Below are 21,190 nucleotides of genomic sequence, written 5' to 3'. Positions count from 1 at the left end.
ACGGGGACATGCAGGCATTCGATCGACAGGCTGGGACCACGCGACAGGCGCGCCGGCGCACGCATCCGCGCGCGCTGGTGCACGGCTGCGCGCTCGCGCTGCTGGCGGCGCTGCCCGGCTTCGGCGCGTCCGCCGCCGACGGCGACCAGCCCTGGCTGGATACCTCGCAACCGTTCGAGGCTCGCGCCGCCGCCCTGGTGTCGCAGATGACGCTGGAAGAAAAAGCCGCGCAGATGCAGAACGATTCGCCGGCGATCGAGCGGCTCGGCCTGCCTGCGTACGACTGGTGGAACGAGGCGCTGCACGGTGTCGCGCGCGCGGGCGGGGCGACCGTGTTTCCGCAGGCGATCGGCATGGCGGCGACCTTCGACGTTCCGCTGATGGACCGGATCTCGAAGACCATCAGCGACGAGGCCCGCGCCAAGCACCACGAGTTCCTGCGCCAGGGCCAGCACGGCCGCTACCAGGGGCTCACGTTCTGGTCGCCGAACATCAACATCTTCCGCGACCCGCGCTGGGGCCGGGGACAGGAAACCTACGGCGAGGATCCGTTCCTCACCGCGCGCATGGGCGTGTCGTTCGTGCGCGGCCTCCAGGGCGTGGCGCCCGACGGCAGTCCGCTGCCCGAATCGCAGGGCGGCAAGTACCGCAAGCTCGACGCCACCGCCAAGCACTTCGCGGTGCACAGCGGCCCCGAAGCCGATCGCCACACCTTCGACGTGCATCCCTCGCGCCGCGACCTGTGGGAGACCTACCTGCCGGCGTTCGAGGCGCTGGTGACCGAAGGCCGGGTGCAGGCGGTGATGGGCGCCTACAACCGCGTCTACGGCGAATCGGCCAGCGGCAGCAAGCTGCTGCTGCGCGACATCCTGCGCGACCAGTGGGGCTTCGAGGGCTACGTGATGTCCGACTGCTGGGCGATCGTGGACATCTGGAAGAACCACAAGATCGTCGCCACGCCGGAGGAGGCCGCGGCGCTGGCGGTCAAGAACGGCACCGAACTCAACTGCGGCGAGACCTATGCGAAGCACCTGCCGGTCGCGGTGCGCAAGGGGCTGATCACCGAGGCGGAACTCGACGATGCGCTCACCCGGCTGATGACCACGCGCATGGCGCTGGGCATGTTCGACCCGCCGGCGCAGGTGCCGTGGGCGCAGACGCCGATCTCGGTGAACCAGGCGCCTGCGCACGATGCGCTCGCGCGCGAGGTGGCACAGGAATCGATCGTGCTGCTGAAGAACGACGGCGTGCTGCCGCTGTCGAAGGACATCAGGCGGCTTGCGGTGGTGGGGCCCACGGCCGACGACACCATGGCCCTGCTCGGCAACTACTACGGCACGCCGGCCGACCCGGTGACGATCCTGCGCGGCATCCGCGAAGCCCTGCCCGACACGGAAGTCGTGTACGCGCGCGGCGCCGACCTAGTGGAAGGGCGCGAGGATCCGGCCGCCACGCCGCTGATCGAACCGCAGTACCTGCGGCCCGCGGCGGGCGCGACCGAACGCGGCCTGCGCGGCGAGTACTTCACCAACAAGACGCTGTCCGGCGAGCCCGTGCTGGTGCGCGTGGATGCGCAGATCGGCTTCCGCTGGGACCGCGGCTCGCCGACCGACAACCTGATGGCGCGCGGCGAAGCCGGCCCGGACAACGCGGTGCCGAACGAGAACTTCAGCATCCGCTGGAGCGGACAGCTGCTGCCGCCGGTGAGCGGCCGCTACCGGATCGAGGCCGGCGCCAACGACGGCTTCCGCCTGTACATCGACGGCAAGCGCGTGCTCGACCACTGGGAGGACGCCGAACGCCTGCGTGCGGACAGCGTCGAGCTCGACCTCGAAGGTGGCCGCGCCTACGACATCCGGCTCGAGTACTACGAGGCCGAGCGCGACGCCAGCGTGCGCCTGGCCTGGGACCTGCCCGGCGCGAAGCCGACCTTCGACGAAGCGGTCGAGGCGGCGCGCAGTGCCGATGCGGTCGTGTTCGTCGGCGGCCTGACCGGCGACGTGGAAGGCGAGGAGATGACGGTCAACTTCCCGGGCTTCGCCGGTGGGGACCGCACCGACATTCGGCTGCCGGCCACGCAGCAGAAGCTGCTCGAAGCCCTGCACGCCACCGGCAAGCCCGTGGTCGTGGTGCTGACCACCGGTTCGGCGCTGGGCATCGACTGGGCCAAGGAGCACGTGCCGGCGATCCTGGTGGCCTGGTATCCGGGCCAGCGCGGCGGCAATGCGGTGGCCGACGTGCTGTTCGGCGACGTCAGCCCGGCCGGCCGCCTGCCGGTCACGTTCTACAAGGCCGACGAGAAGATGCCGGCCTTCGACGACTACGACATGGCGAACCGCACCTACCGCTACTTCGAGGGCGAGGCGCTGTATCCGTTCGGCCACGGCCTGTCGTACACGACGTTCGAGTACACCGACCTGCAGCTCGATCGCGACCGCGCAGGCGTGGACGACGCGATCACCGCGACCGTCACCGTGCGCAACAGCGGGCAGCGCGCCAGCGACGAGGTGGTGCAGCTCTACCTGCGGCCGCTGGCGCCGGCGCGCGAACGCGCGGTGCGCGAGCTGCGCGGTTTCCAACGCGTGCACCTGGCGCCGGGCGAGTCGCGCGAGGTGAGCTTCACGTTCACGCCGGCGCGCGACCTGCGTCACTACGACGAGGACGGCGGCGCGTACGCGGTCGATCCGGGGCGCTATGCCGCGGAACTCGGTGCATCGAGCGGTGACCTGCGCATCGGTAGCCAGTTCGAGGTGGAGGCGCGTTGAGCCGGCTGGCGGACACGCGGCACGAGGCGCGCGCGGCCACCGGGCTGCCGCGCCTGTCCGACGCGACGCTCGGCACGCTGCCGGTGCAGGTGCAGCGTCCGGCCTACGACCGCGGCGCGACCTGCATCGGTGTCGTCCACTTCGGCCCCGGTGCCTTCCATCGCGCGCACCAGGCGGTGTACCTCGACGAACTGCTGGCCACCGAACCCGACTGGGCGATCTGCGCCGTCTCGCTGCACAGCGCCGGGGTGCGCGATGCGCTGCAGCCTCAGGACGGGCTGTATACGCTGGCGCTGCTGGACGAGCCGCCGCGCCTGCGCGTGATCGGCGCGATCCGCGAGGTGCTGTGCGCGCCGCAGCAGCGCGACGCGGTGATGGCGCGACTGGTGGATCCCGCGGTGCGCCTGGTGACGCTCACGATCACCGAGAAGGGCTATTGCCTGTCGCCCGACGGCGTCGACGCCGCGCATCCGGACATCGCGCACGACCTCTCCGCGCCCGACGCACCGGTCAGCGCGATCGGCTGGCTGGTCGCCGGCCTGCGCGCGCGTCGCGCGGCGGGCCTCGCGCCATACACGATGCTCAGCTGCGACAACCTGGCCGACAACGGCCTGCGCCTGCGCCGCGCGGTGCTCGACTTCGCGCGCCGGCTCGATCCCGGGCTGGCCGGCTGGATCGACGTAGAGGCTTCCTTCCCGCGCTCGATGGTCGACAGCATCACCCCGGCCAGCGACGACGCGCTGCGCGCGCGTGTGTCCGACGAACTGGGGGTCGAGGACGTCTGGCCGGTGCAGCGCGAGCCGTACACGCAGTGGGTGGTGGAAGACGACTTCCGCGCCGGGCGTCCCGCGTTCGAACGCGCTGGCGTGGTCATGAGCGGCGAGATCGCCGGCTTCGATCGCGCCAAGCTGCGGCTGCTCAACGCACCGCACTCCGCACTGGCCTACCTCGGGAGCCTGATGGGACTGGGGACCGTGGCGGAGGCGATGGGTGACCCAACGCTGGCCGGCTTCGTCGAAAGGATGATGCGCGCGGACATCACGCCGACCCTGGCGTTGCCCGAGGGTCTCGACGCGGATGCCTACATCGACGCGATCCTCGAACGCTTCCGCAATCCCGCGATCGTGCACCGGCTCTCACAGATCGCCTGGGACGGTTCGCAGAAGGTTCCCGTGCGCCTGCTCGGCACGATCGCCGATGCGCTCGCCGCCGACCGGCCGGTCGACCGGCTGTGCCTGCCCGTCGCGGGTTGGCTGCGCTTCGTGGTGCGCCAGGCGCAGGCGGGCGAGGCGCTGGTCGATCCGATGGCGGAGGCGCTGGAGGGGCTCGGCCGAGACGCGACCGGCGACACCGATCGCGACATCGCCGACTTCCTTTCGCTGGACGCGGTCTTCGCGCCCCTGGCGTCGGATCCGCGCTTCGTCGACGCGCTGCAACGCGCCTACGCCGCGCTCGGCGAGGGCGACCGCGCGGCGGTGGCATCAGCGCTCACCGCCGCGTCGGGACCTCAGTCTTGAAACCCGAGCCCGGCCACCTTCAGCGGCACCCGCGCCAGGAACTTGTGCGAGGTCATGTACAGCGTCTTCCCGTCGTCGCCGAAGGCGCAGTTGGCGATCGCGCTGCCGGTCTCGATCCGGCCCAGGCGCTTGCCTTCGGCATCCATCACCAGCACACCTCCGGGGCCGGTGGCGAACACCAGGCCTTCGGTCGACACCGCCAGGCCATCCGGCAGGCCGTGCACGCCTTCGCCCATCAGGTCGGTGGCGTCGCCGAATACGCGGCTCTCGACCACGTTGCCGGCCGCATCGAGCGTGTAGGCCATCCAGATCGGCCGCGTGTCGTCGGAGTTGGCCACGTACAGGGTGTTGCCGTCGGGCGAGAACGCAAGTCCGTTGGGCCGGTTCAGCGAATCGTCGACCAGGTGCACGACGCCGTCGGCATCGATCCGGTAGATACCGTTGACCGGCTGTTCCTTCAGCGGCGAGTCGTCGCCGTCGGTGAACCCGTACGGCGGATCGGTGAAGAACACGCTGCCGTCGCCGCGCGCGACCACGTCGTTCGGGCTGCTGAAGCGCTTGCCGTCGAAGCGCTCGGCGAGCGTGGTGCGGCTCTTGTCGCCGGGGGTGAGGCGAGCGACCAGGCGGTTGCCCGAGTCGGCCAGCAGCACCGTGCCGGCGGCTTCGGTGTACAGGCCATTGGCGCCCGCCTCGCGGACGGCGTCGATCGGCGGGCCGGCATAGCCCGACGGATCGAGGAACACGCTCAGACCGTCCGCCTCGGACCAGCGGAACATGCGGTTCTCGGGCGGGTCGTTGAACAGCAGGTAGCCGTCCTTCACCCAGGTGGGACCTTCGGACCAGGTGAACTCGTCGCCGGTGAGCTTCTCGATGCGTGCGGCCGGATCGACCACCTCGGCGAAGGCGGGATCGAACGTGGTCAGCTGGCCGACGGTCTCGAACGTGGGCATCGGTGCGGTCTCCGTGTCGGCGGTCTCGGTCGTCGCATCAGCCGCAGGCGCGGCGTCGGCGGCAGTGTCGTCGGCGGCGGGCGTGCAGGCGGCGAGGGCGGTCACGAGCGCGGCACTGAGCAGGGTGGGAAGCAGTCGCATCGGCGGGTCCTGTATGGAAGTGGGGGCGGGCAGGCGCTGCGCGTGTCGCAGGCCGCACGCCGGGCTGCGCGTCGTCGCGCGGCGCGGATCGCCGCACGCAGCGTCGCGACCCGTGGCGCGATCATAGCCCCAAGCCCGCTGCACGCGATTGGCGGATCCGGTTGCAGACGCAACCGCCGCGCTTCAGGACGGGCGCAGTCGCGCCTGCGCGCATCGCCTCATCCATTCCGTGCGACGCCGTGCGCGTCGCGCGCCTGCGCCGGCCCGGCGCACCGTCCACGCCTCTCTCCGGAAGATCCGACATGCACAGCCTGCTGACCCGCCACGCCACCACCGACGGCCCGCGCTGGGCGCTCGATGGCCGCTACCTGCCCGCCGATTTCAGCCTCTCGCAGTGGCTGGGGCTGCCCGCCGGCGAAGCGCGCGACAGCCTCGCGCGGCTGCCGCGCGAGGGCGATGCCGATGCACCGCTGCTGGCGCCGGTGGAGGACGCGCAGGAAGTCTGGGCCAGCGGCGTGACCTACCTCAGCAGCCGGATGGCGCGCGAGGCCGAATCGCAGAGCCGCGACGTGTACCAGAAGGTGTACGACGCCGAGCGGCCCGAGCTGTTCTTCAAGGCCACCGGCTGGCGCGTCGCCGGCCACGGCGCGCCGATCCGTGTGCGCGCCGACAGCGCGTGGGACGTGCCGGAACCCGAGCTCGTCCTGGTGCTCACGTCCGCGGGCGAGATCGTCGGCTACAGCACCGGCAACGACGTGTCCTCGCGCAGCATCGAGGGCGAGAACCCGCTGTACCTGCCGCAGGCCAAGGTCTACGATGGCGGCTGCGCGATCGGCCCGGGCATCCGCCTGTGCGATGCGGCGCAGATGCGCGACCTCGCCGTGTCGCTGGAAATCCGGCGCAACGGCTCGCCGGCCTTCGCCGGCACCACCCGTACCTCGCAGATCAAGCGCAGCCTGGAGGAACTCGCCGGCTGGCTCCTGCGCGAACTGCGCCAACCCCGTGGCGCCTTCCTCTTCACCGGCACCGGCATCGTGCCCGGCGAGGATTTCACCCTGCGTTCCGGCGATGTCGTGCGCATCGACATCGACGGACTGATCCTGGAGAACCCCGTCCAATGACCACCCCCATGCTGCAACCGATCCTGCTCGACGGCGCCTGGCGCCAGGCCGAGGCGCCTTCCGACCGCTTCCATGCCTTCAATCCCTCCAGCCGCGCGACGATCGACGAACACGCCTATCCCGTGTCCGGCTGGGCCGATCTCGATGCGCTGCTCGCGGCCGGCCACGCCGCGGCCGCGACGATGTCGCAGTTGCCCGGCGAGACGCTCGCCGGCTTCCTCGAAGGCTATGCGGAGGCGATCGAGGCGCGCGCCGATGCGCTGGTGGAAGCCGCGCACCGCGAGACCGGGCTGCCGGCCGAACCGCGACTGCGCAACGTCGAACTGCCGCGTACCACCGGCCAGCTGCGACAGGCCGCGCGCGCCGCCCGCGACGGCAGCTGGCGCCGCGCCACCATCGACACCGCTGCCGGCATCCGTTCGATCCATGCGCCGCTCGGCGGCCCGGTGGTGGTGTTCGGGCCGAACAACTTCCCCTATGCCTTCAACGGCATCGCCGGGGGCGATTTCGCCGCCGCGATCGCCGCCGGCAATCCGGTGATCGCCAAGGCCCATCCCGCGCATCCGCGCACCTCGGTGCTGCTGGCCGAAGCCGCGCTCGAGGCCGCGCAGGCCGCGGGCATGCCGTCGGGCGCGGTGCAGATGTTCTTCCGCACCGATGGCGAGCTGGGCCTGCGCCTGGTGTCCGATCCGCGCGTGGGCGCGGTGGCGTTCACCGGCGGTCGCCCGGGCGGAATGAAGCTCAAGGCCGCGGCCGACGCGGTGGGCAAGCCGATCTACCTGGAGATGTCGAGCGTCAATCCGGTGTTCGTGCTGCCCGGCGCGCTGCGCGAGCGCGGCGAGGCGCTCGCCACCGAGCTGCACGGTTCCTGCGCGATGGGCGCGGGCCAGTTCTGCACCAAGCCGGGCGTCACCGTGCTGCAGGCCGGCGACGAGGCCGAGCGTTTCGTCGAACAGCTGCAGCGCCTCACCGCCGAGGCCAAGCCCGGCGTGCTGCTCTCGCCGCATGCGCCGCGCGACATCGCCTCCACCGTGGCGGCGCTGCAGTCGGCCGGCGCCGAACTGCTGGCCGGCGGTGCGATCGCCGAGGACGCGGAGGGCTTCGCGTTCCAGCCGACCGTGCTGCGGGTGTCGGGCGAACGCTTCCTTGCCGATCCGGGCGCGCTGCAGTCCGAGGCCTTCGGCCACGTCAACCTGGTGGTGGTGGCCGATTCGCCCACGCAGGTGCTGGACGTCGCGAAGGCGATGGAAGGCAACCTCACCGGCACCATCTGCAGCGACACGGGCGGCAGCGACGACGCCGCCTATGATGCGCTGGCGCCGATCCTGCGCACCCGCGTGGGCCGCCTGCTCAACGACAAGATGCCCACGGGCGTGGCGGTGAGCGCGGCGATGAACCATGGCGGCCCGTTCCCGGCCACCGGCCACCCGGGCTTCACCGCGGTGGGCATCCCCGCCTCGCTGATCCGCTTCTCCGCGCTGCACAGCTACGACAACGTGCGCGCGCATCGCCTGCCGCTGCCGCTGCAGGACCGCAACCCGACCGGCACGCTGCCGCGCCTGGTCGACGGCGAATGGACGACGCGTGACGTGTAGCGCGCCTGTCGCTGGGGAGATGCGTCGCATACTGCGATCTGCTTCTCCCCCTCTCCCGCTTTCGGGGGAGGGACGGGGTGGCGGCACGGTGTGTCGCGTGCCCTTGCACTCCCGATCCATTGCCCACGATGCGGCAAGGAGCGCGCCATGACGTCTCCCGATTTCGACCTCGACACCCTGCTGGGCGACGGCGCCACACTCGCGCAGTCACGCACCTCCGGCGAAGGCCCGGCCGGCAGCCTGCCGATCGACGCCGACACCCTGCGCGATTCGCCCAGCGGCCACCTGTTCGGCATGACCCAGAACGCGGGCATGGGTTGGCGCGCGTCGGAAGTGGCGCGTGACCCGTACCTGATCGTCAGCACCCAGGGCGGCCTGCGCGCGGAGGACGGGCGGCCGGTCGCGCTCGGCCTGCACACGGGTCACTGGGAGATCGACCGCATGGTGCGCGCCGCGGCCGAAGCCTTCGCCGCGCACGAGGGACTGCCGTTCTCGGTGATGTGTTCCGATCCCTGCGACGGTCGCACCCAGGGCACCACCGGCATGTTCGACAGCCTGCCGTACCGCAACGACGCGGCGGTGGTGATGCGGCGGCTGATCCGCTCGCTGCCCACGCGCCGCGGCGTGCTGGGCGTGGCCACCTGCGACAAGGGCCTGCCGGCGACGATGCTGGCGCTGGCCGGCTGCGCCGACCTGCCCGGCGTGATCGTGCCCGGAGGCGTCACCCTGCCTGCGCGCGGCGCCGAGGACACCGCGATCGTGCAGACCATCGGCGCGCGCTTCTCGCACGGGCTGATCGACCTGGAACACGCCGCCGCCATGGGCTGCCGCGCCTGCGGTTCGGTCGGCGGCGGCTGCCAGTTCCTCGGCACCGCGGCCACCTCGCAGGTGATCGCCGAGGCGCTCGGCATCGCGCTGCCGCACAGTGCACTGGCGCCATCCGGCGAACCGGTGTGGCTCGACATCGCACGTCGCTCGGCGCTGGCGCTGGTGCAGCTGGCGCGGCAGGGCACCGCGCTCTCGGCGATCCTGACCCGCGCGGCGGTGGACAACGCCGTGATGGTGCACGCGGCCTTCGGCGGTTCCACCAACCTGCTGCTGCACGTGCCGGCGATCGCGCACGCGGCGGGCGTCGAACGCCCGACCGTCGACGACTGGATCCGCGCCAACCGCGCCACCCCGCGCCTGGTCGATGCGCTGCCCAACGGTCCGCGCCACCATCCCACGGTGCAGGTGTTCATGGCCGGCGGCGTGCCGGAGGTGATGCTGCACCTGCGCGCGATGGGCCTGCTGCACCTGGACGTGCCCACGGTCACCGGACGTTCGCTCGGTGACAACCTCGACTGGTGGGAACGCAGCGATGCGCGCCGGATCGCGCGCGAGCGGCTGCGCGAACTCGACGGCGTGGATCCCGCGCACGTGATCATGGGGCCCGATGCCGCGCGCGCGGCGGGGATGTCGAGCGCACTGGTGTTCCCGCGCGGCAACCTCGCGCCCGACGGCTCGGTGATCAAGGCCACCGCGATCGATCCCTCGGTGGTCGACGACGACGAGGTCTATCGCCACACCGGCCCCGCGCGCGTGTTCGCCAGCGAGCGCGACGCGATCCGCGCGATCAAGTCCAAGGGCGACGACGCGGTGCGCGCGGGCGACATCATCGTGCTGGCCGGCTGCGGCCCGGCGGGCACCGGCATGGAGGAGACCTACCAGCTCACCTCCGCGCTCAAGCACCTGCCCTGGGGCAAGCACGTGGCGGTGATCACCGATGCGCGCTTCTCCGGCGTGTCGACCGGCGCCTGCATCGGCCATGTCGGCCCGGAGGCGCTGGCCGGTGGGCCGATCGGCCGGCTGCGCGACCACGACGTGGTGCGGATCGAGATCGACCGCGTGCGGCTCGAGGGCCGGCTCGATTTCATCGGCGAAGATCCCGACGCGCCGCTCGAACCGGCCGCTGCCGCCGCCGTGCTGGCGTCGCGCGAAGTCCATCCCGCGATCGCCGCACATCCGCGCCTGCCCGCCGACACCCGCCTGTGGGCTGCGCTGCAGGACGCCAGCGGCGGCACCTGGGGCGGCTGCGTCTACGACGTGGACGCCATCCTCGAAACATTGCGCGCCGGGCGCGAGGTGCTGCGTGCGACGCGCGGACCGCAGGATGCCGGCAATCCTTGATACCAGTCGCCGGGGAGGGCGCACCGCATGACCATGTTCCTGATCATCGCCGCGGCGATCGCGCTGCAGATCTTCCTCACCGCGCGCAAGCTCAGCCCGTTCCTGTCGCTGCTGATCGTGGCGATCCCGATGGGCCTGCTGCTCGGCATGTCGCCACAGGACCTGCTCAAGACCATCGATGCCGGCGTCGGTAGCACGCTCGCGGGCCTGGCACTGGTGATCGTGCTCGGCGCGATCCTGGGCAAGGTGCTGGAAGAGAGCGGCGCGGCGGAAAAGATCGCCACCACCCTGATCGCGCGTTTCGGCGAGCAGAACATCCAGTGGGCGCTGCTGCTCACCGGCTTCCTGGTCGGCATCCCGTTGTACTTCAACGCCGGCTTCATCATCCTGGTGCCGCTGATCTTCTCGCTGGCGCGCAAGACCGGGCTGCCGATCCTGTACCTCGCCATCCCCACCGTGGCCTCGCTCAGCACCACCCACTGCTTCCTGCCGCCGCACCCGGGACCGGTGGTGCTGGTGAACGCGTTCGGCGCCGACATGGGCCTGACCCTGGTCTACGGCATCGCGATGGCGATCCCGGCGGTGATCATCGCCGGGCCGATCCTGGGCAGGCGCCTGCAGGTGATCAATCCGCCGATGCTGGACCTGTTCACGTCCAGCACGCAGCACAAGGAACTGCCGGGAGCCTGGAGCTCGTTCCTGATCGCGCTCTCGCCGGTGATCCTGATCAGCGTGTCGGTGCTGGCCGATGCGCTGCTGCCGGAAGGCCTCCTACGTACCGGGCTGCTGTTCCTCGGTAATCCCACCGTGGCGCTGCTACTCGCCACGCTGGTCGCGTTCTGGTGGCTCGGTTATCGCCGCGGCGTGGGCTTGGAGACGCAGACGAAGTGGCTCAATGCCGCCATCGCCAGCATCGCCGTGATCCTGCTGATCATCACCGCCGGCGGCGTGTTCAAGCAGGTGCTGGTGGACAGCGGCGTGGGCGCGCAGATCGCCGCGCTGAGCGAAAGCTGGCAGATGCCGCCGCTGATCTTCGCGTGGCTGGCCACGGCCATCCTGCGGGTGATGATCGGCTCGGCCACGGTGGCGGTGATCACCGCCGCCGGCGTCGTCGGCCCGCTGATCGCCACCACCGGCGCCTCGCCGGAACTGATGGTGCTGGCGGTGGGCGCGGGCAGCGTGTTCGGCTCGCACGTCAACGACTCGGCGTTCTGGATGTTCAAGGAATTCTTCAACCTGTCCATGAAGCAGACCTTCGCGTCGTGGACCGTGATGGAGACGACGATCTCGATCGTCGGGCTGGCGGGGGTGCTGCTGCTGGAGCTGGTGGTCTGATACGGATCCCGCGTTCGCCTTGATCGATCAGGGCGACGGGGCCGGTCGCCACGATTTCCCGAGGACGCGAATCGACTGCACGGTGATGCGCGACATCGCCGGCACGCAGACCCGCGCGGTGCCTGCAGCGCTGCCGTCGCGGGTGAGTCGCATTCGGCGTGTCGCGCCCAGGTAGCGTCATGCTGGGGTGCCGGAAGTCTCCTGCACCTACGCAACTGTCGGCCCCGTAGCGCCGCCCGCAGACTGGCCTCGGACAAACGGGGAAGCGGAAGCATGGGCAGGGGACAAGGCGGGGATCGATCCGCGGCGCAGATGCCGTGGCAGGCGTGGCTGGCAGGCGGCATGTTCCTGCTCTATGGCATCGCGGCCGCGTTCGATCACGGCATGAGCCTCGCCGTGGGCGAGGCGTACTACCGTTCGGCCGGCATGACGGACGGGCAGGTCGCCTACTTCTCGGCGGTGCCCGCGTGGGCGATCGTCGGCTGGACGCTGTCGGTCTGGGGCGGCCTGGCCGCGGCGGCTGCGTTGCTGCTGAAGCGCCGCCAGGCGTGGATCCTGTTCGTGGTGTCGCTGGTGGGCGGCCTGCTCTACGTCCTGCACGTGCTGGTGCTCACGCCCGGCCGGGAGGCCATGGGGGTGCTGTGGGCGATGCCGCTGGTGCTGGCGGGGCTCACCCTGGCGATGGCCGTGTATAGCCGACGCCTCGCGCGTCGTGGTGTGCTGCGCTAGCCGCATCGCCGTCGCTGCGCAGGTGCTGAATGCGGCCTCCTGAGAGCCGCTCTTGTTTGACAATCATTCTCATTATCTTTCAAACTTGCCCCCTGCAGATCAGGGGGTTCCGATGCCGTTCCAATGCGTTCCTGCCCGTTCCACGTCCACTACGTTCCGCCTCAGCCGGCTTGCGGCCGCGATCGTGCTCGCCATGCCTGCGGGGGCCTTCGCCCAGGCCGCGACGGTTGAAGAGCCAGCGGCGGTCGCCCTCGACCAGGTGGTCGTCGTCGGCGCCATGACCGACGAGGTGCTCGACCGCGAGGACATCGAGCTCACCCAAGCCAACGATCTGGCCGACCTGTTCCGCGCCATCCCGTCGGTGCAGGTGGGCGGGGGCGTGGGCCTGGCGCAGAAGATCTACGTGCGCGGGCTGGAGGATTCGCTGCTCAACGTCACCGTCGACGGCGCGCCGCAGCGCGGCACCCTGTTCCACCACGTGGGCCGGGTTTCGATCGAGCCGGAGTTGCTGGAAACGGTCGACGTGCAGGCCGGCCCGGGCGAGGCGACCTCGGGCTTCGGCGCGATCGGCGGCGCGATCCGCTTCCGCACCCGCAACCCGGTGGACCTGCTGCAGCCCGGCCGCGATGCCGGTGCGCTGCTCAAGGCCGGCTGGTTCAGCAACGCCGGCCACAAGGCCAGCGCCACCGCGTTCGGGCGGTTGTCGGGCGACATCGGCATCCTCGCCTCGTTCGTGCGCGTGGACCGCGACGACTACGAGGACGGCGACGGCACCACCCTGCGCGGCACCGGCGCCGACCAGCGCCTGGGCTTCGTCAAGATCGGCGGCGAGTTCGGCGACGGCCATCGGCTCGCCGCCAGCTACGAGGTGCGCCGCGAGGAGGGCGACTTCGGCGCGCGTCCCAACTGGCCGGTGCTGGAAGGCGAGCCGCTGTTCCCGGTGGAAGGCGAACGTCGCACCGCGGTGCTGAACTACGGCGTGGCCGTCAGCGACGCCTTCGAACTCGAGGCGACGGGCTACCGCACCGAATCGAGCTTCGTGCAGGACCGCTACGATCGCTGGGGCCGCTACGGCGCCGACATCGACACCTGGGGCTTCGACCTGCGCGGCCGCTGGCGTGCCGGCCCCCATCGCATCACCGCCGGTATCGAGCACCGCGACGACAGCGTGTCCAGCCAGTACCTCGCCGATGCCGCCACCTGGCAACCCTGGGCCTGGGATCCGGCGATCGGACGGTTCGAGGAGCAGGGCCGCCTGCTCGGCGTCTACGTGCAGGACCACTGGCAGGTGAGCGAACCGCTGCTGCTGAGCTTCGGCGCGCGCTACGACGATTACGACCTCGACCTCACCACCTACGGTGGCGGCACCGGGAGCGACGGCGTGAGCCTCAACGCCGGCGGCAGCTACCGGCTGACGCCGGAGCTCACCCTCAACGTGGGCTATGCCGAGGCGTTCCGCGGCAAGGAGATCGGCGATGCGTTCACGCTCGAGCAGCGCCCCGGCCGCCTCACCCTGTCGCCGACCCTGCAGCCGGAACAGGTGGACAACACCGAACTCGGCCTGGCCTGGGCGCGCGACGGCATCAGCGCTTCGGCCGTGGTCTATCGCATGACCATCGACGACGTGGTGCTCGACCAGCTCTACAGCGGCCCGCCGCCGCAGGGCGGGGTGTACTACGAGAACGTCGGCACGTTCCGCTCCGAGGGCGTGGAACTGCGTGCGGGCATCATCCGCGGCGCGTTCTCGGCCGATGCCTACTACAACCGCTACGACTCTAGGCTCAATGATCGCCGGATCGAAGGCTACGAACACATCGCGCTCGGCAACTCCATGGGCGACAACTGGAACCTGATGCTCGGCTACCGTCCGGACGACCGCTTCGGCCTGCAGCTGGGCGTGACCCACGTGGAAGACCTGGACGATGTCGAGGTGCTGTTCCGCGACGTCGAGCTGGGCTACCTGCCCGATACCCAGTTCGTCGACAAGCCCGGCTACACCGTGGTCGACCTGTTCGCGCGCTGGCAGCCGCTGGCGACCGACCGCTTCGAACTGTTCGCCGGCGTCTACAACCTGTTCGACCGCAGCTACCGCGCGCACGCCAGCGTGGCCGACTACACCGCCATCCCGGATTACGAACTCGTCGCCGGGCTCAACGAGCCCGGGCGCAACTTCCGGCTTGGCGCGACCCTGCGGTTCTGAGCCTCGCGTGGTCGCACGGGCACCCGGTGGCTGGCGCGTGCGCACGCGCCTGGCGTTGCTGGCCTGGCATCGCTGGTTCGGGCTGGGCGCTTCGCTGTGGCTGCTGCTGCTCGCACTGACCGGCAGCGCGATCACCTTTTACGACGAGATCGACACCTGGCTCAATCCTGACCTGCGTACGACCGGCGAGGTCGTCGCCACGTCGGACGCGCCGGCACCGCTCGAACTTGCGATCGCGCGCGCGCAGGAGGCGCTGCCGGGTTTCGAGCCGTGGATCGTCGAGTTCCCGCACGCACCGGGACGCACGCTGTGGATGCTGGGGCACGAAGACAGCGGCGGCGTCGAACGCGACTTCCAGTTGTTCTCGCACCCGGACGACGGTCGCGTGCTGGGCTGGCGCGAACAGGGCCGGTTCGCGCTCGATCGCCGCCACGTGATGGACGTGCTCTACGGCCTGCACGTCGACCTGATGCTCGGCCCGGTGGTCACCTGGCTGTTCGGCCTGGTGTCGCTGCTGTGGCTGCTCGACCATCTGGCGGCGGCGTGGCTGTCGCTGCCGCGCCTGGCCGCATGGCGCGATGCGTTCCGCCTCGCCGGGCCTCCCGGCAGCGGCCGTCGTCGCCACGACCGCCACCGTGCGCCCGGCATGTGGCTGCTGGTGCTGACCTTCGTGATGTCGCTCACCGGCGTGACCCTGGCCTGGCCAGAGGCAAGTCGCGACGCAGTGGGCGTGCTGTCGCCGGTGTCCGGACGCTTGGACTGGACCATGCCGCCCGCACCCGACACTCCGCGCACGATCGACATCGACCAGGCCATCGCGCGCGTGCAAGCGCAACAGCCCGACGCACGCATCCACAGCGTGCGCATCCTGCCGCGCGTGGGCGCGTACGCCGTGCGCACGTTCGACCCGCGCGACGTCGACCAGCAGGGCCGCCTGTGGACCTACGTGGCCATGGACGACGGCCGCCTCCGCGGCCAACGTCACGATCGCGGCGAAAGTGCAGGCGATGCCTTGTTCGTCTGGCAGTACGCCCTGCACTCGGGCCAAGCGTTCGGGCTGCCGGGCAGGGTTGCGGTGTTCGTGTCGGGCGTTGGTACTGCGTTGGTGTGCGTGACCGGCGTGTGGCTGTGGTGGCGTCGGCGGCGAGCGGTTCGGGGAACTGGGGGCGGGCGCGCGTTTCGATCCACCACAGGCTAGGGCAGAGACGAGCAACGCGATCGGAGGTGAGGTCGCCTCTTCCCGCCCGCCCAGCAATGTCGGCCCTTTCCCGGTGGAGATACGCCGGCCGAGATCCGAAGCGTGCGCCGATCGGGAGCAAGAATGGGCATGAGCCGACTCAATTCCGGCGAAACAACCCATCCTTGCCGAAGGTGCCGCCTGCTGGATACGCCGGCGAGATTGTCGGCGTATCACGCTACACCGTCTGGTCGCAGCATATTCCGCCGATCGCGATGACATGCGATCAGCCTCGCGAGGCTGCAAGTGCTTGATCAGCAGAGCGAAGCCGATTGACGGAGCCTTGGGGCGAGAGCAAAGTGCGGGCTTATGCCCCAAGGTGGGGTCTATTCGTGGTTAGACGTGTGATGGATCGCGAAACCTCGCCATGCAAGTTCTGTAGGCCGATCAACCTCGTCTGCTTCTGGGGTGAGATGCCCGTTCGATCTTGGAAGCGCCCTGCGCTGCTCGCCGCTTCCTCCCTGATTGTTCTCCTTTTTGCCGTGCTGGCTTGGTACGCGAAACCAAGTCAGGATGTTGGCGAGCACATCGCTGTGATCTTAGGCGTCGGCGTGGGTTCCATCGGCGCTGTGGTTGCTGTCTTCGCGTGCAACAAGTGCGTTGCCAGACTCTTCGGCAGCGTCTAACCATTCATTCAAGCCCGATGCCGCTTCGCGGCACGGCTTAACTCAGGTGTTAGCGGGCAGCAGCAAGGTCGTCGCATTCGCATGGAACGAACAAGCATCAGCGGATACGTCGCCGGGGCGGAACATCTCATCCCTGCGTTTGAAGCTATTTCAGCGCCTGACGTTTTTGCTCACGTACTAGACTTCTTGCCCAAGCATCCATCGCGGATCGTTGAGATTGGCGCAGGTACAGGCCGCGATGCCGCTTGGCTTGCTTCGCAGGGCCATAGCTTGACTGCGGTTGAGCCAGTGGAGAAATTCCGTAAAGCCGGCATGCTTCTGCACCCCTCTCCGTTAATTCATTGGGTTGACGACCGTCTGCCATTGTTAACTCGCATGCTTAAGAAAGGTGAGAGGTTCGACCTCGTGTTGCTTGTTGCCGTTTGGCAGCATCTCACGCCCGAGGAGCGCGTAGTTGCTATGACGAATTTGTCTAAACTTCTTTCACCATGCGGTCGGATCATCATGTCAGTGCGTCACGGACTAGGCTTGCCAGACCGAGAGTGCTTCCCCGCGCCCACGTCGGAAGCAGTCGCTCTCGCTTGCCAAGGCAACTTGAAAATTCTCGCCAGACGGTCAGCTGAGTCGGTGCAGGAAAAGAATCGGGCAGCGGGAGTCACTTGGACATGGCTGGTGTTGGCACATTCATAAGAAGAATTAGTTTTCGAAGAGTGCCGGCTAACAATTCATTTAAGCCGCGCCGCTTCGCGGCGCGGCTCAATCTAGGTGTTAGACCGCTGATGCGCGTCGCGCAAGCACAATGATATCGAAGCTTCCCCGTTGGGTATGGGCCGGCGCATGGGCGCTCGCCTTCATCGCGGGCATGGTCAATGTGGTTGGGTTGCTCGGCTTCAAGCATGAGGCCATCACCCACCTCACCGGCAACACGTCCCTTCTGGCGGGGGCATTGGCGACCTTGAATCTGTCGGCAGTGCTTCATTTTGCATTGCTGATCGGATCGTTCGTAGCAGGTGCCGTGATCAGTGGATTCGTCATCCAGGACACTGCGTTGCGGCTCGGCCGCAGGTACGGCGCTGCCTTGCTTCTGGTATCACTATTGCTCTTCGTCTCGGTTCCTCTCCTTGGATACGAAAGCGCCTACGGGATGTATACCGCTGCCTGCGCGATTGGCCTTCAGAACGCAATGGTGAGTACCTACAGCGGAACCGTCGTTCGCACTTCGCACGTATCCGGCATGTTCACGGATCTCGGCATCTTCCTCGGTCACGCGCTGCGTGGCCTCCCGGTGGATGCGCGACGTCTGCGGCTCTGCTTCCTCGTCATCTCCGGATTCCTGTGCGGTGGTGTCGCGGGCACGTTCGCCTTCCAGGCGTTCGCGTACTCCGCCCTCCTGTTTCCTGCCAGTCTTACCGCCGTCGTGTCCATCGCGTACGGGCTGTATCGGATCCGCAAGGACCGTACAGAGCCAGTGCGTGGCGACGCGGTATAGCAACTCGGCTATTGGTGCCCAGGGACTTTCATGGTGCAACTGGTAATCCGCACAGGCTGCATCGCTACGGTTGGCCTCGTGCTCAGCTGGCTCTTGCTGGCGGGCGGCTCACCGCTCGCCGACTGGCTCGCTGGCCAACCGCTCGCCACGAATGTCGCGTCGGCCATCAATCTTCCCGCCGTGCTTTTCGCGCTTACTGGCCTTCCAGCGGGTGGATCGCCGTCAGCGGGTGCCGTGGCGCTGGCCGCCGCGCTCCAGTGGCTTGTGTACGGTTTCGCGATCGCTTGGCTGTGGCGAGTACTGTGGCCCGACCGCTCGATCGGGACGATGGCATCTCGCCCTGCGACCGGGCGAAAGATGCGAAGGCGACGAGCACCAGGAGGAGAAGGCTCGTGAAACCGGGCACCGATCCCCTGAAACGCTTCCGGCAGGCGCAGGCGGATGTCTATCCAGCTGCCTTGCGTGAGTTGCGGGCCGGGCGAAAACGCACGCACTGGATCTGGTTCGTGTTTCCGCAGCTCAGGGGGCTGGGGCGCAGCGCCACTTCGGAGGCCTACGGGATTGCAGACTTGGCCGAGGCCCGTGCCTACATGGCCGACCCTGTTCTGGGCCCTCGGCTGCGGGAGGCTGCGCAGGCCATGCTGTCGCACCGCACCCTGGCCGCAAGTGACGTGCTCGGCGAACTCGATGCCTTGAAGTTCAGGTCCTGCCTGACGCTGTTCGCACTGGCCGATCCGGACGAACCCGTCTTCGCCGCGGCCCTGGAGCGCTTCTTTGCCGGCGAGCGGGATCCGCGCACACTCGAACTGCTGCGGGTTCACGGCGACGCGTAGCGGGGCGCTAGTTTGAGCGTGCCTTCTGCACGTGCCTGCCACTGGCAGGATCGACGTCCACCGCCGACCGGACCCCGCCATGGCCAAGTACCTGATCTCCTTCCCCAGCGTGGCGATGCGCGTCCCCGACGGCGAGTGGGACGCGGTGGTCCGCGATTCGCACGCTGTGATCGATGAGGCCAGGCGCGCCGGAGTGTACGTGTTCGGCGGCGGCATCGACGAGCAGGTGGCGCCGGTGCGGGTGTCGGCCGATGGCGCCGTGGCCGAGGGCGGGTATCCGTCGGGGCCGCGGCTGCACGGGGGATTCACCGTGCTGGAATTGCCCACGCGCGAGGATGGGGTCGACTGGGCGGCGCGGATGCGATCAGGAATTGCGGGTGTTCCAGTTCGATCCGCAGTCCTGAACGACGCGGCGGCCGGCCGCGGCCGGATCGGGGCGTACGCACGCCGCCAGCGTGTGACGCACGGGACTTGATGGCGGGCCCCTCGCCACGTAGAACGTCCGCTGCGATCCATCATCCTGCGAGGCGCGCGGTGCGCTCCGCGACCGGGAGGCCCATGCCGTCCGACACGAACATCAGGCGCTGCGTGGCCGGTGACGAAGCGGCGCTGGCGCTGGTCGGGCAGGCGACGTTCCTGCAGACCTTCGCCGGCGTGCTGGCCGGCGACGCCATCGTGGCCCACTGCGCGGACGCGCACGCCCCGGCGCGCTACCGGGCGTGGCTGGCCGATCCGGCCTGTGCGCTGTGGCTGGTCGAAGCCGAACCGGGCCGCGCGCCGGTGGGCTACATGGTCGTATCGCCCGCGGACCTGCCGCTGCCCGATGCCACGCCCGGCGATCTCGAGATCAAGCGCATCTACCTGCTGGACCGCTGGCGCGGCGGCGGGCTCGGCGGTCACCTGGTCTCGCTGGCGAAAGCGCATGCGGCCGACTGCGGCGCGCGGCGCCTGCTGCTGGGCGTCTATGCGCACAACGCCGCCGCGATCGGCTTCTACCAGCGCGCCGGCTTCCAGGCCCTGGGCACGCGCCGGTTCAGCGTGGGCGGCCAGGACTACGACGACACCATCATGGGCGTTGCGATCGCATCCTCCGCCCTCACACCGTGACGCCATTCCCCACGTGAAGAGTCGACCCCGCCGATGAGCCCCGCGCCGATCAACCTCGCCCAGAAGCTGTCCACCTTCCACGAGCACTACCAGCCGCGCACCGTGGGCCAGTTCAACGGCCACGACCTGATGGTGGTGAAGGCGAAAGGCCCCTTCAACTGGCACCGGCACGACGAAACCGACGATTTCTTCCTGGTGCTGAGCGGCCGGCTGCGCATCCTGCTGCGCGACGGCGAGGTCGCACTCGGACCGGGGGACCTGTACGTGGTGCCCAAGGGCGTCGAGCACTGCCCGGTGGCGGACGAAGAGGCGCACATCCTGCTGATCGAACCGCAGGGCACGCCGAACACGGGCGACCCCGCGACCGCGGCCGCACGGGTCCTGATCTAGCCGGCGCGGAGTCCGATCGGCACGCCCGGTATCGCGACGCGGTGGCGCGCCAGGCCCGCGATTCGTCGCGGGCTAGGCGTTGGCCTGATCCTCGAACTGCTTCAGCGTGCGTGCGGCGTCGTCGAACGCATTCCAGGCCTGCTTCGCCAGGCCACCACCCGTGCTGCAGCGGCGCACGCCGAGCGCGGCGAATTCGGCGATGCGTGCGTCGAACGCGCCGAGCACCACGTTCACCGGCTTCGGCGCCACCGCGGCGACGAGTTCGGAGACCGCGCCGGCGTCGAGCAGGAACGGCACGAACAGGCAGTCGGCACCCGCATCGGCGTACGCCACCGCGCGTGCGATGCTGTCAGCGACCGGCATGCCGGGCACGCGGAAGTTCTCGTTGCGGCCGACCAGCATCACCGTCGGGTCGATGGCGTCGATCGCCTCGCGCGCCGCCTGCAGCCGCTCCACCGCCAGCGCGGTGTCGTACATGGCGCTGCCGGACCAGTCCTCGATCGAGAGCGCCGCCACGCCGGTGTCCACCGCGCGCGCGACGTTGCGGGCGACCGCGTCGGGCGCGTCGGCGAAGCCGTTCTCGAAATCGGCGTTGACCGGCACCGGCACCGCGTCGACCAGCTGCCGCAGGTGGTCGAGGACCTCGTCCAACGTCATCTCGCCATCCTGCTTGCCCGCTGCCCACGCCGCCCCCGAACTGGTGGAGGCGATCGCCGAAAACCCGTGCGCGACCAGCCGCACGGCGCTGCCGCGATCCCAGGCGTTGGGCAGCAGGAAGAACCCGGAGGCGTGCATGCGGCGAAACGTCGCGCGATTGGCGGTCACGGTGCTCATGGCGTCTCCCGGGTGGCGATGCGCGCGCGAACCACGCGCGCGGGCTCGGCACCGATCATAGCGGTGTCCGCCGACGCGAACCGGCCTGAGGCCGGAACCGTGCGTCCTGCGTGCGCGGGCGTTGCCGGTGGAAGCGGTGGGCGGCCGCGGGA

The 21,190-nt window shown here is 69.6% G+C and carries 18 protein-coding genes; 16 read left to right on the top strand and 2 right to left on the bottom strand.

What is annotated here, in order from left to right:
• Window positions 1-8: 8 nt before the first annotated feature.
• Together QFW81_RS03080 and QFW81_RS03075 are read left to right on the top strand one after the other, a co-directional pair.
• The gene (locus QFW81_RS03080; RefSeq protein ID WP_280577096.1) at window positions 9-2,765 is read left to right on the top strand and encodes a beta-glucosidase; all 2,757 of its coding nucleotides are present in this window, start codon (window positions 9-11) and stop codon (window positions 2,763-2,765) included.
• Between the two features lie 5 nt (window positions 2,766-2,770).
• On the top strand, window positions 2,771-4,282 hold the full coding sequence (locus tag QFW81_RS03075; protein WP_486624485.1) for a mannitol dehydrogenase family protein: 1,512 nt from the start codon (window positions 2,771-2,773) through the stop codon (window positions 4,280-4,282).
• Here QFW81_RS03075 and QFW81_RS03070 read toward each other — a convergent pair.
• Complete coding sequence (locus tag QFW81_RS03070; RefSeq protein ID WP_331488025.1) at window positions 4,273-5,373, bottom strand: SMP-30/gluconolactonase/LRE family protein; 1,101 nt, start codon at window positions 5,371-5,373, stop codon at window positions 4,273-4,275. The genes QFW81_RS03075 and QFW81_RS03070 overlap by 10 nt on opposite strands.
• A 302-nt stretch (window positions 5,374-5,675) precedes the next feature.
• Here QFW81_RS03070 and QFW81_RS03065 point away from each other — a divergent pair, with 302 nt between their 5' ends.
• From QFW81_RS03065 to QFW81_RS03005, 14 genes are all read left to right on the top strand, one after another.
• Window positions 5,676-6,494, top strand: coding sequence for a fumarylacetoacetate hydrolase family protein (locus QFW81_RS03065; protein WP_280577095.1), 819 nt, complete (start codon window positions 5,676-5,678; stop codon window positions 6,492-6,494).
• Window positions 6,491-8,089 carry an aldehyde dehydrogenase (NADP(+)) gene (locus QFW81_RS03060; protein ID WP_280577094.1) on the top strand — a complete coding sequence of 533 codons (1,599 nt, stop codon included), beginning with the start codon at window positions 6,491-6,493 and terminating at the stop codon, window positions 8,087-8,089. Before QFW81_RS03065 ends, QFW81_RS03060 begins: the two co-directional genes overlap by 4 nt.
• A gap of 147 nt (window positions 8,090-8,236) precedes the next feature.
• A complete protein-coding gene (locus QFW81_RS03055; RefSeq protein ID WP_280577093.1) occupies window positions 8,237-10,258 on the top strand; it encodes a YjhG/YagF family D-xylonate dehydratase in 2,022 nt (673 codons plus the stop codon).
• Window positions 10,259-10,285: 27 nt separating this feature from the next.
• Window positions 10,286-11,593 (top strand): gluconate:H+ symporter, encoded by a 1,308-nt coding sequence (locus tag QFW81_RS03050; protein ID WP_280577092.1) that lies wholly within the window; start codon window positions 10,286-10,288, stop codon window positions 11,591-11,593.
• Window positions 11,594-11,866: 273 nt separating this feature from the next.
• Complete coding sequence (locus QFW81_RS03045) at window positions 11,867-12,322, top strand: hypothetical protein (protein WP_280577091.1); 456 nt, start codon at window positions 11,867-11,869, stop codon at window positions 12,320-12,322.
• 193 nt (window positions 12,323-12,515) lie between these two features.
• Window positions 12,516-14,522 (top strand): TonB-dependent receptor, encoded by a 2,007-nt coding sequence (locus tag QFW81_RS03040; RefSeq protein ID WP_280577090.1) that lies wholly within the window; start codon window positions 12,516-12,518, stop codon window positions 14,520-14,522.
• Window positions 14,523-14,529: 7 nt separating this feature from the next.
• Entirely contained in the window at window positions 14,530-15,720 is a 1,191-nt protein-coding gene (locus tag QFW81_RS03035; RefSeq protein ID WP_280577089.1) for a PepSY-associated TM helix domain-containing protein, read from the top strand.
• A 386-nt stretch (window positions 15,721-16,106) separates the two neighbouring features.
• Window positions 16,107-16,385: a hypothetical protein gene (locus QFW81_RS03030; RefSeq protein ID WP_280577088.1), complete on the top strand. Its 279-nt coding sequence runs from the start codon at window positions 16,107-16,109 to the stop codon at window positions 16,383-16,385.
• 81 nt (window positions 16,386-16,466) lie between these two features.
• The gene (locus QFW81_RS17695; protein ID WP_425603958.1) at window positions 16,467-17,075 is read left to right on the top strand and encodes a class I SAM-dependent methyltransferase; all 609 of its coding nucleotides are present in this window, start codon (window positions 16,467-16,469) and stop codon (window positions 17,073-17,075) included.
• Window positions 17,076-17,184: 109 nt separating this feature from the next.
• Entirely contained in the window at window positions 17,185-17,874 is a 690-nt protein-coding gene (locus QFW81_RS03025; RefSeq protein WP_280577087.1) for a YoaK family protein, read from the top strand.
• Window positions 17,875-18,266: 392 nt separating this feature from the next.
• Window positions 18,267-18,707: a DUF1810 domain-containing protein gene (locus QFW81_RS03020; protein ID WP_280577086.1), complete on the top strand. Its 441-nt coding sequence runs from the start codon at window positions 18,267-18,269 to the stop codon at window positions 18,705-18,707.
• A 79-nt stretch (window positions 18,708-18,786) separates the two neighbouring features.
• Window positions 18,787-19,182 (top strand): YciI family protein, encoded by a 396-nt coding sequence (locus QFW81_RS03015; protein ID WP_280577085.1) that lies wholly within the window; start codon window positions 18,787-18,789, stop codon window positions 19,180-19,182.
• Window positions 19,183-19,265: 83 nt separating this feature from the next.
• Window positions 19,266-19,814, top strand: a complete 549-nt coding sequence (locus QFW81_RS03010; RefSeq protein ID WP_280577084.1) for a GNAT family N-acetyltransferase — start codon at window positions 19,266-19,268, stop codon at window positions 19,812-19,814.
• 33 nt (window positions 19,815-19,847) lie between these two features.
• Window positions 19,848-20,204, top strand: coding sequence for a cupin domain-containing protein (locus QFW81_RS03005; protein ID WP_280577083.1), 357 nt, complete (start codon window positions 19,848-19,850; stop codon window positions 20,202-20,204).
• Between the two features lie 72 nt (window positions 20,205-20,276).
• On the opposite strand, the gene QFW81_RS03000 is transcribed toward QFW81_RS03005, so the two are convergent.
• Window positions 20,277-21,038 (bottom strand): isocitrate lyase/PEP mutase family protein, encoded by a 762-nt coding sequence (locus QFW81_RS03000; protein ID WP_280577082.1) that lies wholly within the window; start codon window positions 21,036-21,038, stop codon window positions 20,277-20,279.
• Window positions 21,039-21,190: the final 152 nt, after the last annotated feature.

Source organism: Luteimonas kalidii, assembly GCF_029887935.1.
Lineage (GTDB): Bacteria > Pseudomonadota > Gammaproteobacteria > Xanthomonadales > Xanthomonadaceae > Luteimonas > Luteimonas kalidii.
This window is presented reverse-complemented; position numbering and strand designations above follow the sequence as displayed.

Bases quoted from the DNA above. Each gene is read 5' to 3' on its own strand.
- QFW81_RS03080 (WP_280577096.1), top strand. From the start codon at position 9: ATGCAGGCATTCGATCGACAGGCTGGGACCACGCGACAGGCGCGCCGG.
- QFW81_RS03070 (WP_331488025.1), bottom strand. From the start codon at position 5,373: ATGCGACTGCTTCCCACCCTGCTCAGTGCCGCGCTCGTGACCGCCCTC.
- QFW81_RS03065 (WP_280577095.1), top strand. From the start codon at position 5,676: ATGCACAGCCTGCTGACCCGCCACGCCACCACCGACGGCCCGCGCTGG.
- QFW81_RS03060 (WP_280577094.1), top strand. From the start codon at position 6,491: ATGACCACCCCCATGCTGCAACCGATCCTGCTCGACGGCGCCTGGCGC.
- QFW81_RS03055 (WP_280577093.1), top strand. From the start codon at position 8,237: ATGACGTCTCCCGATTTCGACCTCGACACCCTGCTGGGCGACGGCGCC.
- QFW81_RS03050 (WP_280577092.1), top strand. From the start codon at position 10,286: ATGACCATGTTCCTGATCATCGCCGCGGCGATCGCGCTGCAGATCTTC.
- QFW81_RS03045 (WP_280577091.1), top strand. From the start codon at position 11,867: ATGGGCAGGGGACAAGGCGGGGATCGATCCGCGGCGCAGATGCCGTGG.
- QFW81_RS03040 (WP_280577090.1), top strand. From the start codon at position 12,516: ATGCCTGCGGGGGCCTTCGCCCAGGCCGCGACGGTTGAAGAGCCAGCG.
- QFW81_RS03030 (WP_280577088.1), top strand. From the start codon at position 16,107: ATGGATCGCGAAACCTCGCCATGCAAGTTCTGTAGGCCGATCAACCTC.
- QFW81_RS17695 (WP_425603958.1), top strand. From the start codon at position 16,467: ATGGAACGAACAAGCATCAGCGGATACGTCGCCGGGGCGGAACATCTC.
- QFW81_RS03025 (WP_280577087.1), top strand. From the start codon at position 17,185: ATGATATCGAAGCTTCCCCGTTGGGTATGGGCCGGCGCATGGGCGCTC.
- QFW81_RS03015 (WP_280577085.1), top strand. From the start codon at position 18,787: ATGGCCAAGTACCTGATCTCCTTCCCCAGCGTGGCGATGCGCGTCCCC.
- QFW81_RS03010 (WP_280577084.1), top strand. From the start codon at position 19,266: ATGCCGTCCGACACGAACATCAGGCGCTGCGTGGCCGGTGACGAAGCG.
- QFW81_RS03005 (WP_280577083.1), top strand. From the start codon at position 19,848: ATGAGCCCCGCGCCGATCAACCTCGCCCAGAAGCTGTCCACCTTCCAC.
- QFW81_RS03000 (WP_280577082.1), bottom strand. From the start codon at position 21,038: ATGAGCACCGTGACCGCCAATCGCGCGACGTTTCGCCGCATGCACGCC.